Origin of the sequence: Pelagibacterium halotolerans (genome assembly GCF_044811015.1) — a bacterium.
In the GTDB taxonomy this organism is placed as follows: domain Bacteria; phylum Pseudomonadota; class Alphaproteobacteria; order Rhizobiales; family Devosiaceae; genus Pelagibacterium; species Pelagibacterium halotolerans_A.
Genome location: NZ_CP085243.1, coordinates 3,062,442 through 3,077,203, shown reverse-complemented (window position 1 = coordinate 3,077,203; position 14,762 = coordinate 3,062,442). Strand labels below are relative to the sequence as shown.

General features: G+C 61.0%; 18 protein-coding genes. 10 read left to right on the top strand and 8 right to left on the bottom strand.

The features are described from left to right. Window positions 1-36: 36 nt before the first annotated feature. Window positions 37-1,215, bottom strand: coding sequence for a 4-hydroxybenzoate 3-monooxygenase (gene pobA / locus LG281_RS14880; protein WP_404402026.1), 1,179 nt, complete (start codon window positions 1,213-1,215; stop codon window positions 37-39). Between the two features lie 52 nt (window positions 1,216-1,267). Here pobA and LG281_RS14875 point away from each other — a divergent pair, with 52 nt between their 5' ends. Beyond that, window positions 1,268-2,161 (top strand): helix-turn-helix domain-containing protein, encoded by an 894-nt coding sequence (locus LG281_RS14875; RefSeq protein ID WP_404402024.1) that lies wholly within the window; start codon window positions 1,268-1,270, stop codon window positions 2,159-2,161. Here the strand turns inward: LG281_RS14875 and pcaQ are convergent. Next, complete coding sequence (pcaQ, locus tag LG281_RS14870) at window positions 2,158-3,072, bottom strand: pca operon transcription factor PcaQ (RefSeq protein WP_404402022.1); 915 nt, start codon at window positions 3,070-3,072, stop codon at window positions 2,158-2,160. The genes LG281_RS14875 and pcaQ overlap by 4 nt on opposite strands. Before the next feature lie 112 nt (window positions 3,073-3,184). On the opposite strand from pcaQ, the gene pcaD reads away from it, so the two are divergent. The 6 genes from pcaD to LG281_RS14840 all read left to right on the top strand — a co-directional run bounded on the left by pcaD (window position 3,185) and on the right by LG281_RS14840 (window position 7,991). Then, the gene (gene pcaD, locus LG281_RS14865; RefSeq protein WP_404402020.1) at window positions 3,185-3,982 is read left to right on the top strand and encodes a 3-oxoadipate enol-lactonase; all 798 of its coding nucleotides are present in this window, start codon (window positions 3,185-3,187) and stop codon (window positions 3,980-3,982) included. A 13-nt stretch (window positions 3,983-3,995) separates the two neighbouring features. Next, window positions 3,996-4,397, top strand: a complete 402-nt coding sequence (pcaC, locus tag LG281_RS14860; protein ID WP_404402018.1) for a 4-carboxymuconolactone decarboxylase — start codon at window positions 3,996-3,998, stop codon at window positions 4,395-4,397. Beyond that, window positions 4,394-5,146, top strand: a complete 753-nt coding sequence (gene pcaH, locus LG281_RS14855; protein ID WP_404402016.1) for a protocatechuate 3,4-dioxygenase subunit beta — start codon at window positions 4,394-4,396, stop codon at window positions 5,144-5,146. The genes pcaC and pcaH overlap by 4 nt, the downstream gene beginning before the upstream one ends. Continuing rightward, window positions 5,146-5,757 (top strand): protocatechuate 3,4-dioxygenase subunit alpha, encoded by a 612-nt coding sequence (gene pcaG, locus LG281_RS14850; RefSeq protein WP_404402014.1) that lies wholly within the window; start codon window positions 5,146-5,148, stop codon window positions 5,755-5,757. The genes pcaH and pcaG overlap by 1 nt, the downstream gene beginning before the upstream one ends. Before the next feature lie 92 nt (window positions 5,758-5,849). Next, window positions 5,850-6,929 (top strand): 3-carboxy-cis,cis-muconate cycloisomerase, encoded by a 1,080-nt coding sequence (locus LG281_RS14845; protein ID WP_404402012.1) that lies wholly within the window; start codon window positions 5,850-5,852, stop codon window positions 6,927-6,929. A gap of 307 nt (window positions 6,930-7,236) precedes the next feature. Further along, window positions 7,237-7,991 (top strand): IS5 family transposase gene (locus tag LG281_RS14840; RefSeq protein WP_404400331.1). Its coding sequence is split into 2 segments (ribosomal slippage): window positions 7,237-7,570 and window positions 7,570-7,991, totalling 756 coding nucleotides; the frame shifts between segments, so codons are not numbered across the junction. A gap of 16 nt (window positions 7,992-8,007) precedes the next feature. Here LG281_RS14840 and LG281_RS14835 read toward each other — a convergent pair. Further along, window positions 8,008-8,346, bottom strand: a complete 339-nt coding sequence (locus LG281_RS14835) for a substrate-binding domain-containing protein (protein WP_404402010.1) — start codon at window positions 8,344-8,346, stop codon at window positions 8,008-8,010. A 24-nt stretch (window positions 8,347-8,370) separates the two neighbouring features. Here LG281_RS14835 and LG281_RS14830 point away from each other — a divergent pair, with 24 nt between their 5' ends. The 3 genes from LG281_RS14830 (at window position 8,371) to LG281_RS14820 (ending at window position 9,247) form a co-directional block, all read left to right on the top strand. After that, window positions 8,371-8,613, top strand: coding sequence for a hypothetical protein (locus LG281_RS14830; RefSeq protein WP_404402008.1), 243 nt, complete (start codon window positions 8,371-8,373; stop codon window positions 8,611-8,613). Between the two features lie 105 nt (window positions 8,614-8,718). Beyond that, window positions 8,719-8,994, top strand: coding sequence for a hypothetical protein (locus LG281_RS14825; RefSeq protein WP_404402006.1), 276 nt, complete (start codon window positions 8,719-8,721; stop codon window positions 8,992-8,994). Further along, on the top strand, window positions 8,900-9,247 hold the full coding sequence (locus tag LG281_RS14820) for a TRAP transporter small permease subunit (protein ID WP_404406766.1): 348 nt from the start codon (window positions 8,900-8,902) through the stop codon (window positions 9,245-9,247). Before LG281_RS14825 ends, LG281_RS14820 begins: the two co-directional genes overlap by 95 nt. 27 nt (window positions 9,248-9,274) lie before the next feature. Here LG281_RS14820 and LG281_RS14815 read toward each other — a convergent pair whose 3' ends face one another. The 5 genes from LG281_RS14815 to LG281_RS14795 form a co-directional block, all read right to left on the bottom strand. Next, entirely contained in the window at window positions 9,275-10,276 is a 1,002-nt protein-coding gene (locus tag LG281_RS14815; protein WP_404402004.1) for an ABC transporter permease, read from the bottom strand. A gap of 19 nt (window positions 10,277-10,295) precedes the next feature. After that, a complete protein-coding gene (locus LG281_RS14810) occupies window positions 10,296-11,036 on the bottom strand; it encodes an ATP-binding cassette domain-containing protein (RefSeq protein ID WP_404402002.1) in 741 nt (246 codons plus the stop codon). Beyond that, window positions 11,036-12,031, bottom strand: coding sequence for an ABC transporter permease (locus tag LG281_RS14805; protein ID WP_404402000.1), 996 nt, complete (start codon window positions 12,029-12,031; stop codon window positions 11,036-11,038). The genes LG281_RS14810 and LG281_RS14805 overlap by 1 nt, the downstream gene beginning before the upstream one ends. Window positions 12,032-12,034: 3 nt before the next feature. Continuing rightward, window positions 12,035-13,552 carry a sugar ABC transporter ATP-binding protein gene (locus LG281_RS14800; protein WP_404401998.1) on the bottom strand — a complete coding sequence of 506 codons (1,518 nt, stop codon included), beginning with the start codon at window positions 13,550-13,552 and terminating at the stop codon, window positions 12,035-12,037. A 91-nt stretch (window positions 13,553-13,643) separates the two neighbouring features. Then, the gene (locus tag LG281_RS14795) at window positions 13,644-14,591 is read right to left on the bottom strand and encodes a sugar-binding protein (protein WP_404401996.1); all 948 of its coding nucleotides are present in this window, start codon (window positions 14,589-14,591) and stop codon (window positions 13,644-13,646) included. Between the last annotated feature and the right edge of the window lie 171 nt (window positions 14,592-14,762).

Genomic DNA, 14,762 nt, shown 5'->3' with positions numbered 1-14,762 from the left:
CGCCTATGACCAGCCTTCGTCAGGGCAGCGGGCGCGCTAACCGGCCTCCGGTCTGAACCCCGTATAGTTCTCCGCCAGCGTCCGGCGGGCATGAATCGAGGCTTTAAGATAGTCGAAATCCGCACGCTGGATCTTGCGGCCGAAGGGGCCGGTTTCGGGGAAGGTATGGAGGAGCTGGGTCATCCACCACGAAAAGCGCTCGGTGCGCCAAGTGTTGGCGAGGAGCTTTTCGGAGTAGGCGTCGAGACCGGCTTCCGATTTTTCCGCGTAGTATTCGGTGAGCGCCGAAGCGAGAAGACCGACGTCGTGGATGGCCATGTTGAGGCCTTTTGCACCGGTGGGGGGCACGATATGCGCGGCGTCGCCAGCAAGGAAGAGGCTATTGAAACGCACGGGCTCAGCGACGAAACTGCGCAACGGTGCGATGGATTTTTCGATCGAAGGGCCGGTCTTGAGAGCTTCGGCCACCTCAGGGTTGAGACGGGCGCGCAGCTCATCCCAAAATGTATCGTCGGACCAGTCCTCAACCTTTTCGGCTGCATCGACCTGGACGTAGTAGCGCGAGCGGGTGTGGCTGCGCATGGAACAGAGTGCGAAACCGCGGTGGTGGTGGGCGTAGATCAGCTCTTCAGCCACAGGCGGCTGTTCGACAAGGACGCCGAGCCAGCCAAAGGGGTAGACACGCTCGTAGATCTTGAGCGCGGCTTCGGGGACCGATTGGCGGGAGACGCCGTGGAAGCCGTCGCATCCGGCGATGAAATCGCAGGCGATTTCGTATGTTTCGCCGTCCTTGCGGTAGCGGACCCTGGGCGTGGCGGTATCGAAATCGAGGATTTCGACGTCTTCAGCCTCATAGACGGTTTTGCCGCCGGTTTGGATGCGGGCATCCATCAGATCGCGGGTCACCTCGGTCTGGCCGTAAACCATGACATGGCGGCCGATCAGGCCTTCGAAATCGATGCGCAGCATATCGCCGTCGAACGAAAGCTCTACGCCCTCGTGGATGATGCCCTCGGCGTTCATGCGGGTATCGACGCCGATCGATGAGAGGAGTTCGACCGAAGCCTGTTCAAGAACGCCGGCGCGGATGCGGGACAGCACGTAGTCGGCGCTTTTGCGCTCGACGATCACCGCATCGATACCAGCCTTTTCGAGTAAGCGCCCGAGGGTAAGCCCTGCCGGTCCAGCGCCGATAATCGCAACCTGTGTGCGCATATTCTCTCCTCCATATCGCGGCTGAGAATGCCGCCGGGAAAGGGATTTTCCAATGGACAGGGCGGACAATCAGTTGGATTATCCGAACATGAACACGATCCCGACATATGCACTCTATGGAGAGCTCGACACCGGCAGCGATGGATGGCTGCACTGGGAGACGATCACCTCGCGCTCGCAACTCTACGGCTTTCACATTGCGCCACACCGGCATGAGCAGTTCTTTCAGATCCTCTATCTTGCGAGCGGGGTTGCAGAGGTTTCTATCGACGCGGAGAGCCGGGAATTGGCTGGGCCGGCGCTCGTGACCGTGCCGCCACTGATCGTGCATTCCTACCGGTTCAGCCCCGATGTCGAGGGGGTGGTGCTAACGCTTTTTGCGCGGGACGTGCGGGCGGTGCTTTCCGACGTGCCCGAGATGGTCGGAGATGTGATGCGGCCGCGCGTGGTCGCCAATCTCGCGGCGCGCGGCGTGGACGGGGAGATCGATCATGCAGTGCGGCACCTCGTCGTCGAAGCGGACCGCGTTGCGCCGGGGCAGATCGCGGCACTCAAGGCGCGGCTGATGCTCCTTTTGCTGGCGATCTGGCGGCTCGACAGCGCCGGGTTTGGTGGGACGGGAGATCGCGCCGAAATACTGGCTCGGGATTATCAGGCGCTGGTGGACGCGCATTTCCGCGAGAGCCGGGCGGTGCCGTTTTATGCCCGGAGGCTGGGGATCACACCCACGCATTTGAACCGGGTGTGCCGGCGGGTGTTCGGGGCCTCGGCACTTGCCGTGATCGAACGGCGGGTGGTGCTCGAGGCCAAGCGGTATCTGCAGTTCTCGACGCTTTCGATCAAGGAGATCGGGATTTTGCTGGGGTATCCCGACCCGGCGTATTTCAGCCGGTTCTTCGCCCAGCGGGCCGGGATGGCGCCGACCGCGTTCCGGGGACGCGGCTAAAGCCCCAATTCAGCAATCGTTTCCCGCAACGTGCGCGCCAGAATATCCACCGAAGCGTTGGTGGGGGTGTCTTCTCTTGCCGTGAGCCCCACTGCACCCCTTGTATCGGCTGTGTCGATGGGGAGGAGTTCGAGGCGGCCGGCGGAAAGCTCGCGGTCGATTACGCCTTCGGAGATGATCCAGACGGCGTCGTAATCCATGACAAAGGCGCGGCCGAACGAATCTGAAACCGTTTCGATAGCGCGGGGGAAGGTTGCCTGCCCGTGGGAGAGCAGGAAACGGTCGACGAAGGGCCGGATGACGGAGCCGGTGGGCGGCATGAGGACGGTAAAATCGCGCAGGGCGGCGAAATCGAAACGTGGAGCGGCAAGGAGCGGGTGGCCCTTGCGGACGGCGAAGCGGACCTGTTCGGAATAAAGATACTCGAAATGGAGCCCGCTCATGTGCTCGGGTGCCGCGAGGCGGCCTATGACGAGGTCGAGGACACCCAAGCGGAGCTGGTCGAGGAGCACCATATTTTCACCGGTCACAACCTTTATGGGGCTGTCGGTGTTCTCCTTGAGAAAGAGCGCCATGGCGCGGGGCATGATGCGGGCTGAGACCGTGGGCAGCGCGCCGACGCGGACCGGCGGGCCGGAACTGCCGCGGTCGAGGCTGTCGATGCCCTGCTGGATGGCGGCGATGGAAGCACCGGCATGGTGCAGGAACACTTCACCGTAGCGCGTGACGCGGACGCCCCGGCCCTCTTTTTCGAAGAGTTTGACGCCAAGGATTTCTTCGAGCTCGCGGATGGTTTTGGAGACGGCGGGCTGAGTGACGTGGAGCACTTCGGCAGCCTTGCCGATGGAGCGCTGGCGCGCGGCCTCGATGAAGGTGCGCAGGTGCCGGAAGCGGACACGACTGTCGATCATGGCTCGGGTCTCATTTAAAATAATAACTTTGCGGTTATAATTAAGGCTGGATGTTTTATTTTACAATACCGGGAGCACCCAACATTATAGCCAGACACATGGGAGATGCGCTTTGCAGTTTGCGCGCGTAAACGACGTCATGATCCACTACCGGCTGTCGGGATTTCTGGCCGACAAGCCCTTGATCGTGATGGTCAATTCTCTGGGAACGGATTTGAGGATCTGGGACGATGTCGTCCAGGCGCTCGAAAGCGACTATGCGGTGCTGGTTTACGACAAGCGCGGGCATGGACTTTCCGATCTCGGTACGCCCCCCTTTGCGATGGACGACCATGCTGCCGATTTGATTGGGCTTTTGGACTTTCTCGGGATCGGGAAGGCTGTATTTTGCGGGCTTTCGGTCGGCGGGCAGGTGGTCCAGGCGGTTTATGCCAGGGAGCCGGAGCGTGTTGCCGGGATCGTCTTTTCCAATACGGCGCCCAGGATCGGCGATGCGGCGTTCTGGAGTCAGCGGATCGCGGCCATTGAGGCGGGGGGGCTTGCTGCGGTGGCCGACGGGGTGCTCGCGCGGTGGTTTAGTGCGGATTTCCGCCAGAGCGAAACAAGCGACTTTCCCGGCTACCGGAACATGCTGCTGCGCCAGCCGGTCGAAGGCTATACCGGCACCTGTGCGGCGATACGGGATTTCGATATGCGGGCGGAGGCGGGCAGGATCGCCGTTCCGGTCGCTTGCATCGCAGGGAGCGAGGATGGCGCGACGCCGCCGGATCTTGTGCGTGGGTTTGCAGATGCGATCGATGGCGCAAAATTTCATCTGATCGAAGGGGCGGGGCATATCCCCTGCATTGAGGCGCCCGAGCGCGTGAGCGCGATTATCCGCGATGTGGCGGAAACGGCATTTTCGCAATAGGAGTAGAGGCGACATGAGCGAGGAACACGGCGCGCGGGCGCGCTACGAGGAGGGGCTGGCGACGCGGCGGGCGGTTCTGGGCGAGGAATACGTCACCCGGCGGTTGGAAAAGACGACGCCGTTCGAAGCTCCGTTCCAGGAGCTCATCACCGAGGCGGCCTGGGGGCATGTGTGGTCGCGCGACACCTGGAGCAAGCGCGAGCGCTCGATCGTCACCATCGCGCTTCTGGGTGCTCTCGGGCATTACGAGGAAATGGCGATGCATGTGCGCGCAACGCGCCGGACAGGCGCGACGGAGGCGGATCTGCAAGAAATCATGCTGCATCTGGCGATCTATGCGGGAGTGCCGACGGCGAACCATGCCATCGGGATCGTCCGTGATATATTGAACGAGAAGATGGGAGCCGAGGAATGAACGAAGTCCTGCCCAACACAGCTCGGGAGGCGGCGCCATTTCCGGCGCGTGACCGCAACTGGCACCCGGCAGCGGATACGCCAGGGTACAAATCCACCGTGCTACGGGCACCGAAAAAGGCGCTGATTGCGTTCGAAAGTACGCTTTCGGAAAAGACCGGACCGGCTTTCGGGCACAACATGCTTGGCGAGCTCGATAACGATCTCATACACAACTACGCCAAGGCCGGAGAGTCGGCGATCGGTGAACGGATCGTGGTGCACGGACGCGTACTCGACGAAATGGGGCGGCCCGTGCCGGACGTGCTGGTGGAATACTGGCAGGCCAATGCCGGGGGGCGGTATCGCCACAAGAAGGAAACCTATCTGGCGCCGCTCGATCCCAATTTCGGCGGGTTCGGGCGCTCGATCACCGACAAGGAAGGTTACTACTTCTTTCATACCATCAAGCCCGGGCCATACCCTTGGCCGAACGGGGTCAATGACTGGCGGCCCGCGCATATCCACTTTTCGCTGTTCGGGTCGGGTTTTGCCCAGCGACTCATCACACAGATGTATTTCGAGGGAGATCCGATGATTCCCAAATGTCCCATCGTGAACACGATTTCCGACGCGCGGGCCATCGATCAGCTCACGGCGGCGCTCGATTGGGCGAATACCATCCCCATGGACAGCCTTGCCTACAAGTTCGACATCGTATTGCGGGGCCGGCGTTCGACTTTCTTTGAAAATCGTCCGGAGGGAAATTGATGGCTCAGGCGCTCAATCAGTTGAAGGAAAGCCCTTCGCAGACTGCGGGACCTTACGTCCATATCGGCGAGGTGCCGAATTTTTGCGGGATTACCGGGGTCTATGCCGAAGATCTGGGCAAGACGATGATTTCGGACGGGGTGCGCGGCGAGCGGATCACCGTCACGGGGCGAGTGATCGATGGCGGTGGAAACCCGGTCAGCGATTGCGTCGTTGAGATCTGGCAGGCGGATGCGGCGGGGATTTACAACAGCCCCGAAGAGCATCGGGCAGGCGTGGATCCGAACTTTACCGGCTTCGGGCGGTGTCCGGCGGATGCGAATGGCGTCTATAGCTTTGAGACGATCAAGCCGGGGCCGGTCCCCGGGCCAGGCGGGAAGATGATGGCACCGCACATCACGTTCTGGATCGTAGCGCGCGGGATCAATATCGGGCTCCACACGCGGATGTATTTTCCCGAGGAGGAGGAGGCCAACGCGAAAGATCCCGTGCTTGCTATGGCGCGGCCGCTCGGACGCGAAGGCACGTTGATCGGCCGGCGCGAGGGCGATACGGTGACCTTCGACATCTATCTTCAGGGCGAGAACGAGACAGTGTTCTTTGACGTCTGATCCCCCGAGCGTGTCCAGAAAAAGTGGGCACCACTTTTTCGCTTGCGCAGCCCTTCGGGTCGGTTCGGACGCGCGATAAAATAAAGATTCGCATGACCGCATCCCCGTTCGATCATCCCCTCTTGTCCGGTCTTCTCGGTGACGATGAGGTGTCCGTACTCCTTGGCGCGGAGGCCGATCTCGATGCCATGGCGGCGTTCGAGGCGGCGCTGGCGCGGGCCGAGGCCGTGGCGGGACTGATCCCCGCCGAGGCAGGGCCGGCGATTGCCGGAGCGTGTGCGGAGTTCGTGCCCAACCGGGGCGAGATTCGCGCTGCGGTGGCACGTGACGGTGTGACGACGGTGGAATGGGTGCGGCAGTTGCGGGCAGCGGTGCCCGAGGCGTATCGGGAGTACGTGCATTTCGGTGTGACGAGCCAGGACGTGATCGATACGAGCCTTGCGGTGCGGCTCAAGGCGATCCTTGCGCTTTTCGAGGACCGACTGGGGCGGCTGATCGAGGCGCTGGCCGTGCTTGAGGGGCGGTTCGGGGCGAACCGGCTGATGGCACGGACGCGGATGCAGGATGCGCTTGAGATTTCAGTGGCCGACCGGCTCGCCGACTGGCGGCTGCCGCTTCAAAGGCATATCGAGCGGCTTTACGAGGTGAGCGCGCGCGTACTGGTGCTGCAATTGGGCGGTGCGGTCGGGGATCGGGCCAGGCTCGGGGAGAAGGCGGGCGAGGTGGCCGCGTTGATTGCGGCCGAGTTGGGATTGTCGGCTACGGGCAAGGCCTGGCACAGCCAGCGCGACGGGATATTCGAATGCGCATCCTGGCTCACCGGCGTTTCGGGAACGATCGGCAAGATAGGGCAGGATGTTGCGCTGATGGCGCTGAGCGGCGACCGGCAGATTGTGCTTGCCGGCGGCGGAGGATCGTCGGCGATGCCGCACAAAACCAATCCCGTGGCCGCCGAGGCGCTGGTAAGCCTTGCGCGGTACAACGCGGCACTTATTTCCGGTATGGGACAGGCGATGGTGCATGAGCAGGAACGGTCCGGCGCGGCGTGGACGCTCGAATGGCTCACATTCCCGCAGATGTTGATGACGACCGGCGCGGGATTGCTGCTGGCCGAGAGGCTGCTAGGGGCAGTTGAGGGGATCGGGCTGGGGCCTGTGATCAATTGTAGATAGGGTTTGACTTTGTATAAATCGTTCCATGCCAAGGCTTTTCGTGCCGCGCAGGATTATCCTCTGCGCGCGGGAAAAGCCGCCGGGAGTGGACGATTTATACAGAACCCTCCAGGCAGGTCGTAGTCCGGCCCCTTGTCGCGAAAAACCCCGCTTGCAGGCGGAGCAGCCTACGGCGCGGCATTTTTCCCGAAAGTTGGTCGGACTGTGGCCCATCAAACTCCTATCTATAAGTATTAACAGGCCTAGGCTCAGGACCTATTAATTTGATGTGAGATGTGATTCAGGGTCTCCGATGAAGGAGGTCCTGATGAGTGATTTGTTTCTGTTGAGCGAGCGCCAGATGGCGCGGATATCACCGTATTTCCCGCTTTCCCACGGCATTCCGCGGGTTGACGACCGGCGGGTGGTTAGCGGCATCATCTACGTGATCAGGAACGGCCTGCAGTGGAAGGACGCACCAAGCGGGTATGGCCCGCACAAGACGCTCTACAATCGCTTCATTCGCTGGAGCCGGCTGGGCGTGTTCGACAGGATCTTTGCAGCGCTGGCCGGCGAAGGGCCGCAACCCGAGCGCATCATGATCGACGCCACGCATCTGAAGGCCCACCGCACCGCGGCGAGCCTTCTTAAAAAGGGGATGTTCCCCGTCGTATCGGGCGGACGAAAGGCGGGCTGAACTCCAAGCTGCACGCCGTTTGCGACGCCGAGGGCCGGCCGCTGATACTGCTTTTGAGCGAAGGCCAGATGAGCGACCACAAGGGCGCCAGGCTCTTGCTCGACGTGCTGCCGTCCGCCGACAGCCTGCTTGGCGACAAGGGTTACGACAGCAATTGGTTCCGCCAAGCTCTCGCTGACAGGGGCATCGAGCCATGCATTCCGCCGACCAAAAGCCGCAAGCAGCCGATCGACTACGACAAAGCGCTCTATCGCCAGCGCCATAGAATTGAGAACATGTTCGGCAAGCTCAAGGACTGGCGGCGCATCGCTACCCGCTACGATCGATGCGCTCACACCTTCTTTTCAGCCATCTGCATCGCCGCAACCGTCATCTTCTGGCTCTGATTAACGAGTCCTGAGCCTAGCCCACATTTCGCTGACGCGGTCGTCGCGTACTTTCTCGCGCGACGGCTTCGAAGCCGAGATCCGGAATGCTTTCGTCGGGCCGCTTGCCTTCGATAGCGTGCGCCAAAAGCTCGACCGCGGTTGTGCCCATCCGCAAGCGATGGGTACGCACACTGGTGGGGGATGGCGTTGCTGCCTCCATGTATTCGAGGTTGTTGAACCCACATATACCAAGATCAAATGGCACCGCGATATTGCGGCGCTGTGCTTCGAACAATTCACCGGGCGCGATATCGTCATTATTGCAAAAGACCGCATCGGCGTGGCGTCGCGCCCAGTCTATCCGGGCTTCCATTCGATGCCGCTTGCCGAAATTTCGATGAACAAAACCGAATGGGGCGCGCTGCCTGCCAACATTCAAGACACGCTCGAACAGACGGTGTGTGACTTCGCTTTACACCATGTGGCAGCTCTGGCCGAGGCCGACGAAGCAGCGGTCGCCGAAGCCGAGGCAAGCGGCGATGTTACCGTCCACAACTGGCCCGAAGAGGAGCGCGCCAAGGTCCGTGCCATCGCCATGCGCGAGGGGGAGAGCGTGGCCGAGCAGTCGCAGAACGCGTAGCGCGTCTATGAAGCGCTAACCGCCTATCTGCGTGACGAAGGATGGCTTGAATAACAAGGCGTAACCACCGGCGGGCCGGCCTGCCGGTAGGATCAAGAGGTGCCAATGACAATGCATGACGAAAATCCCAATCTTCCAGAAGACGTTCCCGCAATCGAGCGGCCCAGCGGCCCGATCGAAGAAGCCGGCATTCTTGGCAAGTGGACCGACAAGGCGGGAATCGTCTTCGCCGCGTGCTTTCTGGTATCGATGGTGGTCTTGATTTTCGAAATAATCATGCGCGCATATCCTCAATGCGCCGACGCTCTGGGCACACGAAACCACGATCTTTCTGTGCGCCATCGCCTTTATATTCGGCGGCGTCTATTGCGCCGCTCTTGATCGGCATATTCGCGTCGTCCTGATTTACGACGCCGTCCGGGCACGGGTGCGTAAGGGGCTCAACGTCATCATTTCATTGATCCACCTGTTCTCGACAGCGTTCTTTGCCTGTGCCTCCTGGCTTATGGTCCAGCGCTCGCTCTGGGCGCCGGACGGCTCGTTCCGCATCGAACGCACAGGCAGTGCGTGGAATCCACCAACACCCGGCCTGCGCAAGCTTTTCATGCGCGTTGTGGCGACGCTGCTTTTCTAGCGCCGCCTTCGGGGCACAGGGCCTGGATCAATCCCCGCCGCGGGCCTGACGGAAGCGGTCGAAGGCGACCGCGATCACGATGAACGAGCCCACAAATGTGCCCTGCCAGAACGTGCTGATACCCAAGAGGATCAGGCTGTTTCGGATCACCTCGATGAGAAGCGCCCCAACGACGGCGCCGAATGCCGTGCCGGTTCCGCCCGCCAGGTTCGCGCCACCGATGACCGCGGCGGCGATGACCGTAAGCTCCATTGCCTGGCCAAGATTGGTGGTGACGCCGCCCAGCCACCCCACTTCGAGAACCCCGGTTGTTCCAGCCATCGCTGCGGAGAACATATAGACGCTCACCTTGATCGCCTTGACCGGAATACCCGTCAATATCGCCGCCTGCTCATTTCCGCCGATGGCAAACAAGTGCTGGCCCCAGCGCAGCCATCTGAAGGCAAATGCAGTGATCACAGCCAGAACGATAAGAATGATCAGCGGATGCGGCAGACCGAAGGTTGAACCGCCACCCAGCCACAAAAGCAAATCATGATCCGGGCCGAACTGGTAGATCATCTTGTTGTTCGAGAGCACCATCGCGAGGCTGCGCGCGACCGACAGCATCCCGAGCGTCACCACGAACGGCGGCATTTTCGCATACGCGATCAGCACGCCGTTGACGGCTCCCACCAAAAGCGATGCCCCCATGGCAGCGATGAACGCAACCCAGAACGGGTTACCCTCCGCCATCACCACTCCGACGGTCATCGCCGAGATCACCACCGTCGAGCCGACGGACAGATCGATGCCGCCGGAAGCGATCACCGCCGTCATGCCCAACGCGACGATCCCCACGAAGGCGAAGTTGCGGGTGACGTTGAAGAGATTGCGCTCGGTCGCGAAGGTATCGGTCAACACACTCAGCGCCAGGCAGGCTAGCAGGGCGGCAAGGAATACCCAGAACGTCTGATGGCCCGTGATGCGCGAGACGAAGCTGCGATGCTCCGACCGGTTGATGAAGTCTGCAAGATTGGTGTTGGTCATCCCTGTTTCCCCTCGCGCCTCACGCCGCTTCAATGGCACCGGTGATCAGACCCGTCACTTCTTCGGGCGACGAGTCGGAAGCCTTCTTGCTGGCGACCAGCCTGCCGCGCCGGAGCACCGCGACCCTGTCGGCAACGTCGAACACGTCAGGCATACGGTGACTGATCAGAACCACCGCGATGCCGTGATCGCTCAACTGGCGGATGAGGTTGAGCACCTCGGCGACCTGGCGCACCGAGATCGCGGCCGTCGGCTCGTCCATGAGGATGATCTTGGCATCCGTCAAAAGCGCCCGCGCGATAGCGACCGCCTGCCGCTGCCCGCCCGACATCCGTTTGACGATATCGCGTGGCCGGGTTTCCGACTTGAGCCGGGCGAAAAGCTCGCCGGCACGTTTTCGCATGAAACCATAATCGACGATCTTGAGCGGACCGAACTGCCAGGTCGGCTCGCGGCCAAGGAAGACATTGGACGCCGCCGAAAGATTGTTGCAGATCGCAAGGTCCTGGTAGACAATCTCGATTCCGGCCCGCTGGGCGTCGATTGGTTTGTGGAACTCCGCCTTCTTGCCTGAAATGAAGACCTGGCCTTTGGAGGGGGCGAAATTACCCGCGATGACCTTGACCAGCGTCGACTTTCCGGCGCCATTATCACCCATGAGCCCGACGACCTCTCCGGGCTCGACGGACAGCGAGACGTCGCTCAGCGCCTGTATGGCACCGAAATTCTTGGATATGTTCCGCAGTTCAAGAACACTCATCAGCGTCCACCTCCCTCGCCTTGCAAGCGCTCCAGCGCCTGTGCGGCGCGTTTTTTCGTACGATAGGCTGCAAATTGCTGATCGGCCAGAACGCCGAGCAGAATAACCGTGCCCATCACCGCAAAATTCAGTGAAGAGGGAATACCGAGCAGATTTACCAGGTTCTGGAGCTCCTGCAGCAGGACGACACCGAGCACCACGCCGATAATCGACCCCTCTCCGCCCCGTAGCGAAAACCCGCCGAGCACAGCTGCGGCAATCGCATAGAGTTCGTAGAAATTGCCGTGAGACGACGGCTGAACCGATTTCGTGAACATCGCAAAATAGATCGCGGCGATTGCCGCGAGAACCGAACAGATCACGTATGCGGCGGTGATGACGGCTCCCGTTTTTATTCCCGAAAAGCGGGCTACTTCCTCGTTCCGGCCCACCGCATAAAGATGCCGCCCGAAAACGGATCGATGGAGAACCAGCCACATCAGCGCGGCGATCAGGAGCATCGCAACGAAGGAATGCGGCACTCCAAACGTACGCCCGATGGTCAGCCACTCGAGTTGCGGGAAAGAGGCGCCGAACGGAAACCCGGCGGTGGCCTCACCGGTATAGCCGCGGGCTATGCCGCGATAGATGAGCAGGCCACATAACGTTACGACGAAAGGCTGCATCTTGAAGCGCGTGATCAGCACGCCGTGCGCCAGCCCCATCAGCGCCCCTAGCCCTATGGTGATGGACGCAGCCAAAGGCCAAGGCACGCCGAAGCGACCGACCATATCCACGAACAACACACCCAAAAGAGCGATAACCGATCCAACGGACAGATCGATCCCCCCGGTCATAATGACGAAGCCCTGACCGATGGCGAAGAGACCGAAAAGCCCAATCAGATTGGCGGTGTTGCCCAGATTGATCGGCGAGAGGAACAACGGGTTGCGCATATAGACGACGGCGCCGACCACGATGATCAAGACAGCCAGACCAAGATCTTTTTTCTGCATCGTTCAGGCCTCCTCCAGGACCTTGCCGACGGCCAGCGTCAGAATGTTGTGCTCGGAAAAATCACGGCGCCGCAGTTCGCCGGCAATCGCTCCATCCCGCATGACCACAATCCTGTCGGACACGCCAATGACCTCCTCCATGTCGCTTGAAATCATCATCACGCCGACCCCGTTGTCGGCCAGCGCACGCATGAGCGTATAAATCTCGGATTTCGCGCCCACATCGATGCCGCGCGTCGGCTCGTCGAAAATGACGACCCTCGGGGCCATCGACAGCCATTTCGCCAACACCACCTTCTGCTGATTGCCGCCCGACATTTCCTGCGCCACGCGCCGCACGTCCGGCGTCTTGATCGCCAGCCTGCCGCGGTGCTCCTCGGCGACTTCCATCTGGCGCGACCGGGAAACCATGCCCCATTTGGCGAAAGCGAACAGATTGGCCATGGTGATATTTTCGACAATCTCGAAGTCGAGGATGAGCCCCGATCGCTTGCGATCCTCGGGTACGAGGTAAAGCCCGGCCGCGATCGCTTCGGCGGGCGTGCGCGCCTCGAGCGGGATACCGCCGATATGCACCTCCCCCGACAGCTTTCCTCCAACGCCGAAGATCGCCTGGGCCAACTCGGTACGCCCCGCCCCGATCAGCCCCGCGACACCGAGAATTTCACCACGACGCACGTCGAAGCTTGCCGTGCTCGCTGGATTGGCTGTCGTTTTGACATTCCTTATCGAGAGGACTGCATCGCCAAGTGCGATGCCCGGAGGCGTATAGAGCGATTTGAGGTCGCGCCCGATCATCAGCCGGATCATCGCGTCGTGGTTCACTTCCTCGCGCGAAAGATGACCAACGGTCCGCCCATCCCTCAGGACAACGACGCGGTCGGCGCACGCCTCGATCTCGGCGAGCCGATGGGAAACGAATACTACCGCTATGCCCTGCGCTTTGAGGTCCGCGATGACCTTGAGAAGCGTGTTGGTCTCGGAAAGAGTCAGGCTGGATGTCGGCTCGTCCATGATGACCAGCCGCGCATCGGCCGACAGCGCCTTTGCGATCTCGAGCAATTGCTGTTCAGCCAGGGACAAGGTCGCCACCGGTGTCTGCGGCTTGAACCTGGCGCCGACGCGCACAAGAAGCGGCAGCACAGCCTCGTGCATCGCCCTCGTATCGACAAGCTTGAGCCTGCCGCGCGTTTTCTCCCGCCCCAGAAAAACGTTGGCCGCTACGTCCAGATTTTCGAGGACGTTCAACTCCTGGTGGACGAAAGCGATGCCCGCGCTCTGAGACTCCGAAACCGTGAGGCGATCATGGTGCTTGCCATCGATCGTTATCCCGCCGGCGGTCGGAGCGAGGATGCCGCCCAGGATCTTCATCAATGTGGATTTGCCCGCACCGTTTTCGCCAATCAGGCCAATCACTTCACCAGCGCGGATGGTCAAGGACACGTCTTTGAGGGCGACGACGCCTGGATAGACCTTGGTGATCTGCTCCAGCCGCAAGTCGAATTGCTGCCCCGTAGTCATATAATCCGGCCCCCGTGCCGTCGAACACGCATAATGACACGTTTCGAGGTGGCCGGCGCCCGTCCGGCCACCTCTCACCCTGCCGGACAGGTCAGCCGCCAATACGTTCCTGAAGCTCGGCTTCGAACGCATCGACATTGGACTGGTCGATAATTTTCGTCGGCACAATGATCAGGCCATCATCCGGCACGCCCGACATGTCCCCCTCGAGATACGCCGCCATCAGGTGCATGCCCTGATACCCCCACTGATAGGGGTCCTGAACCACCGTACCCGCAAAGCTGCCTTCACGCACCGCGCCGAGCGTGATGGGATCTTCATCGAAGGCGATGACGGTGATCTCCCCCAACTTGCCCGCGGCTTGCAGGGCTTCATAGATCTTGGGCGGATTGTACGAATAGAATCCGACCATGCAGTCGATGTCCGGCATTGCGGCAAGAACGTCATCGACATTGGACCGTGCCCTCGCAAAGTCCACATCGTCCCCGCGCACATCGACCAGTTCGATGCCGGTGCCTTCCACGGCCTGCCGGAAACCGGCGATGCGCTCCACGGCATTGTCGGCACCGAGGAAACCGACAAAACCCATGCACTTGCCGCCATCCGGCATCGCGGCGACGGCGATCTCGCCCGCCTGTATGCCGGCGGCGGTGTTGGACGACCCAAGATAGGCGATCCGATCACTTGCAGGAGCATCGCTGTCGGTTGTGAACAACGGCACCTGGCTTGCGATGCGATTGAACGCATCGATCGAATTCTTGGGGTCCGCCGATGAGATCATGATCGCATCGGTCCCCGCGGCAACCAGATCGTCCATCAACGCGTTCTGCAGCGCCGCCGTACCCTGTGCCGGGTAGCGGAACTGCAACTCATAGTCAGGCAGTTCGGCTTGCGCGGCGTTGACGCCAGCCTCGGCCAGCTTCCAGAAATCGGATGCCGCGTTGACCACAAAAGCGAGCTGCGGTTTCTCCTGCGCCACGGCGCCCGCTGCAAAGACCGCTATGAGCGATGCGGCGGTCAGTGTCGTTCCCAGTTTCATTTGCCTCCTCCCAAAGGTTCAATGAAAATTATCGATCATACTTTCGACTTATAAGTGATAATATAAATGATGATATATGATCAAGCGCTTTCGAGAACCCTTCCGGCGGATTTCCGAAATCGGGCAGGTCACGGCAGGAAACAAAAACGCCGGGGACGGAAATCCGCCCCC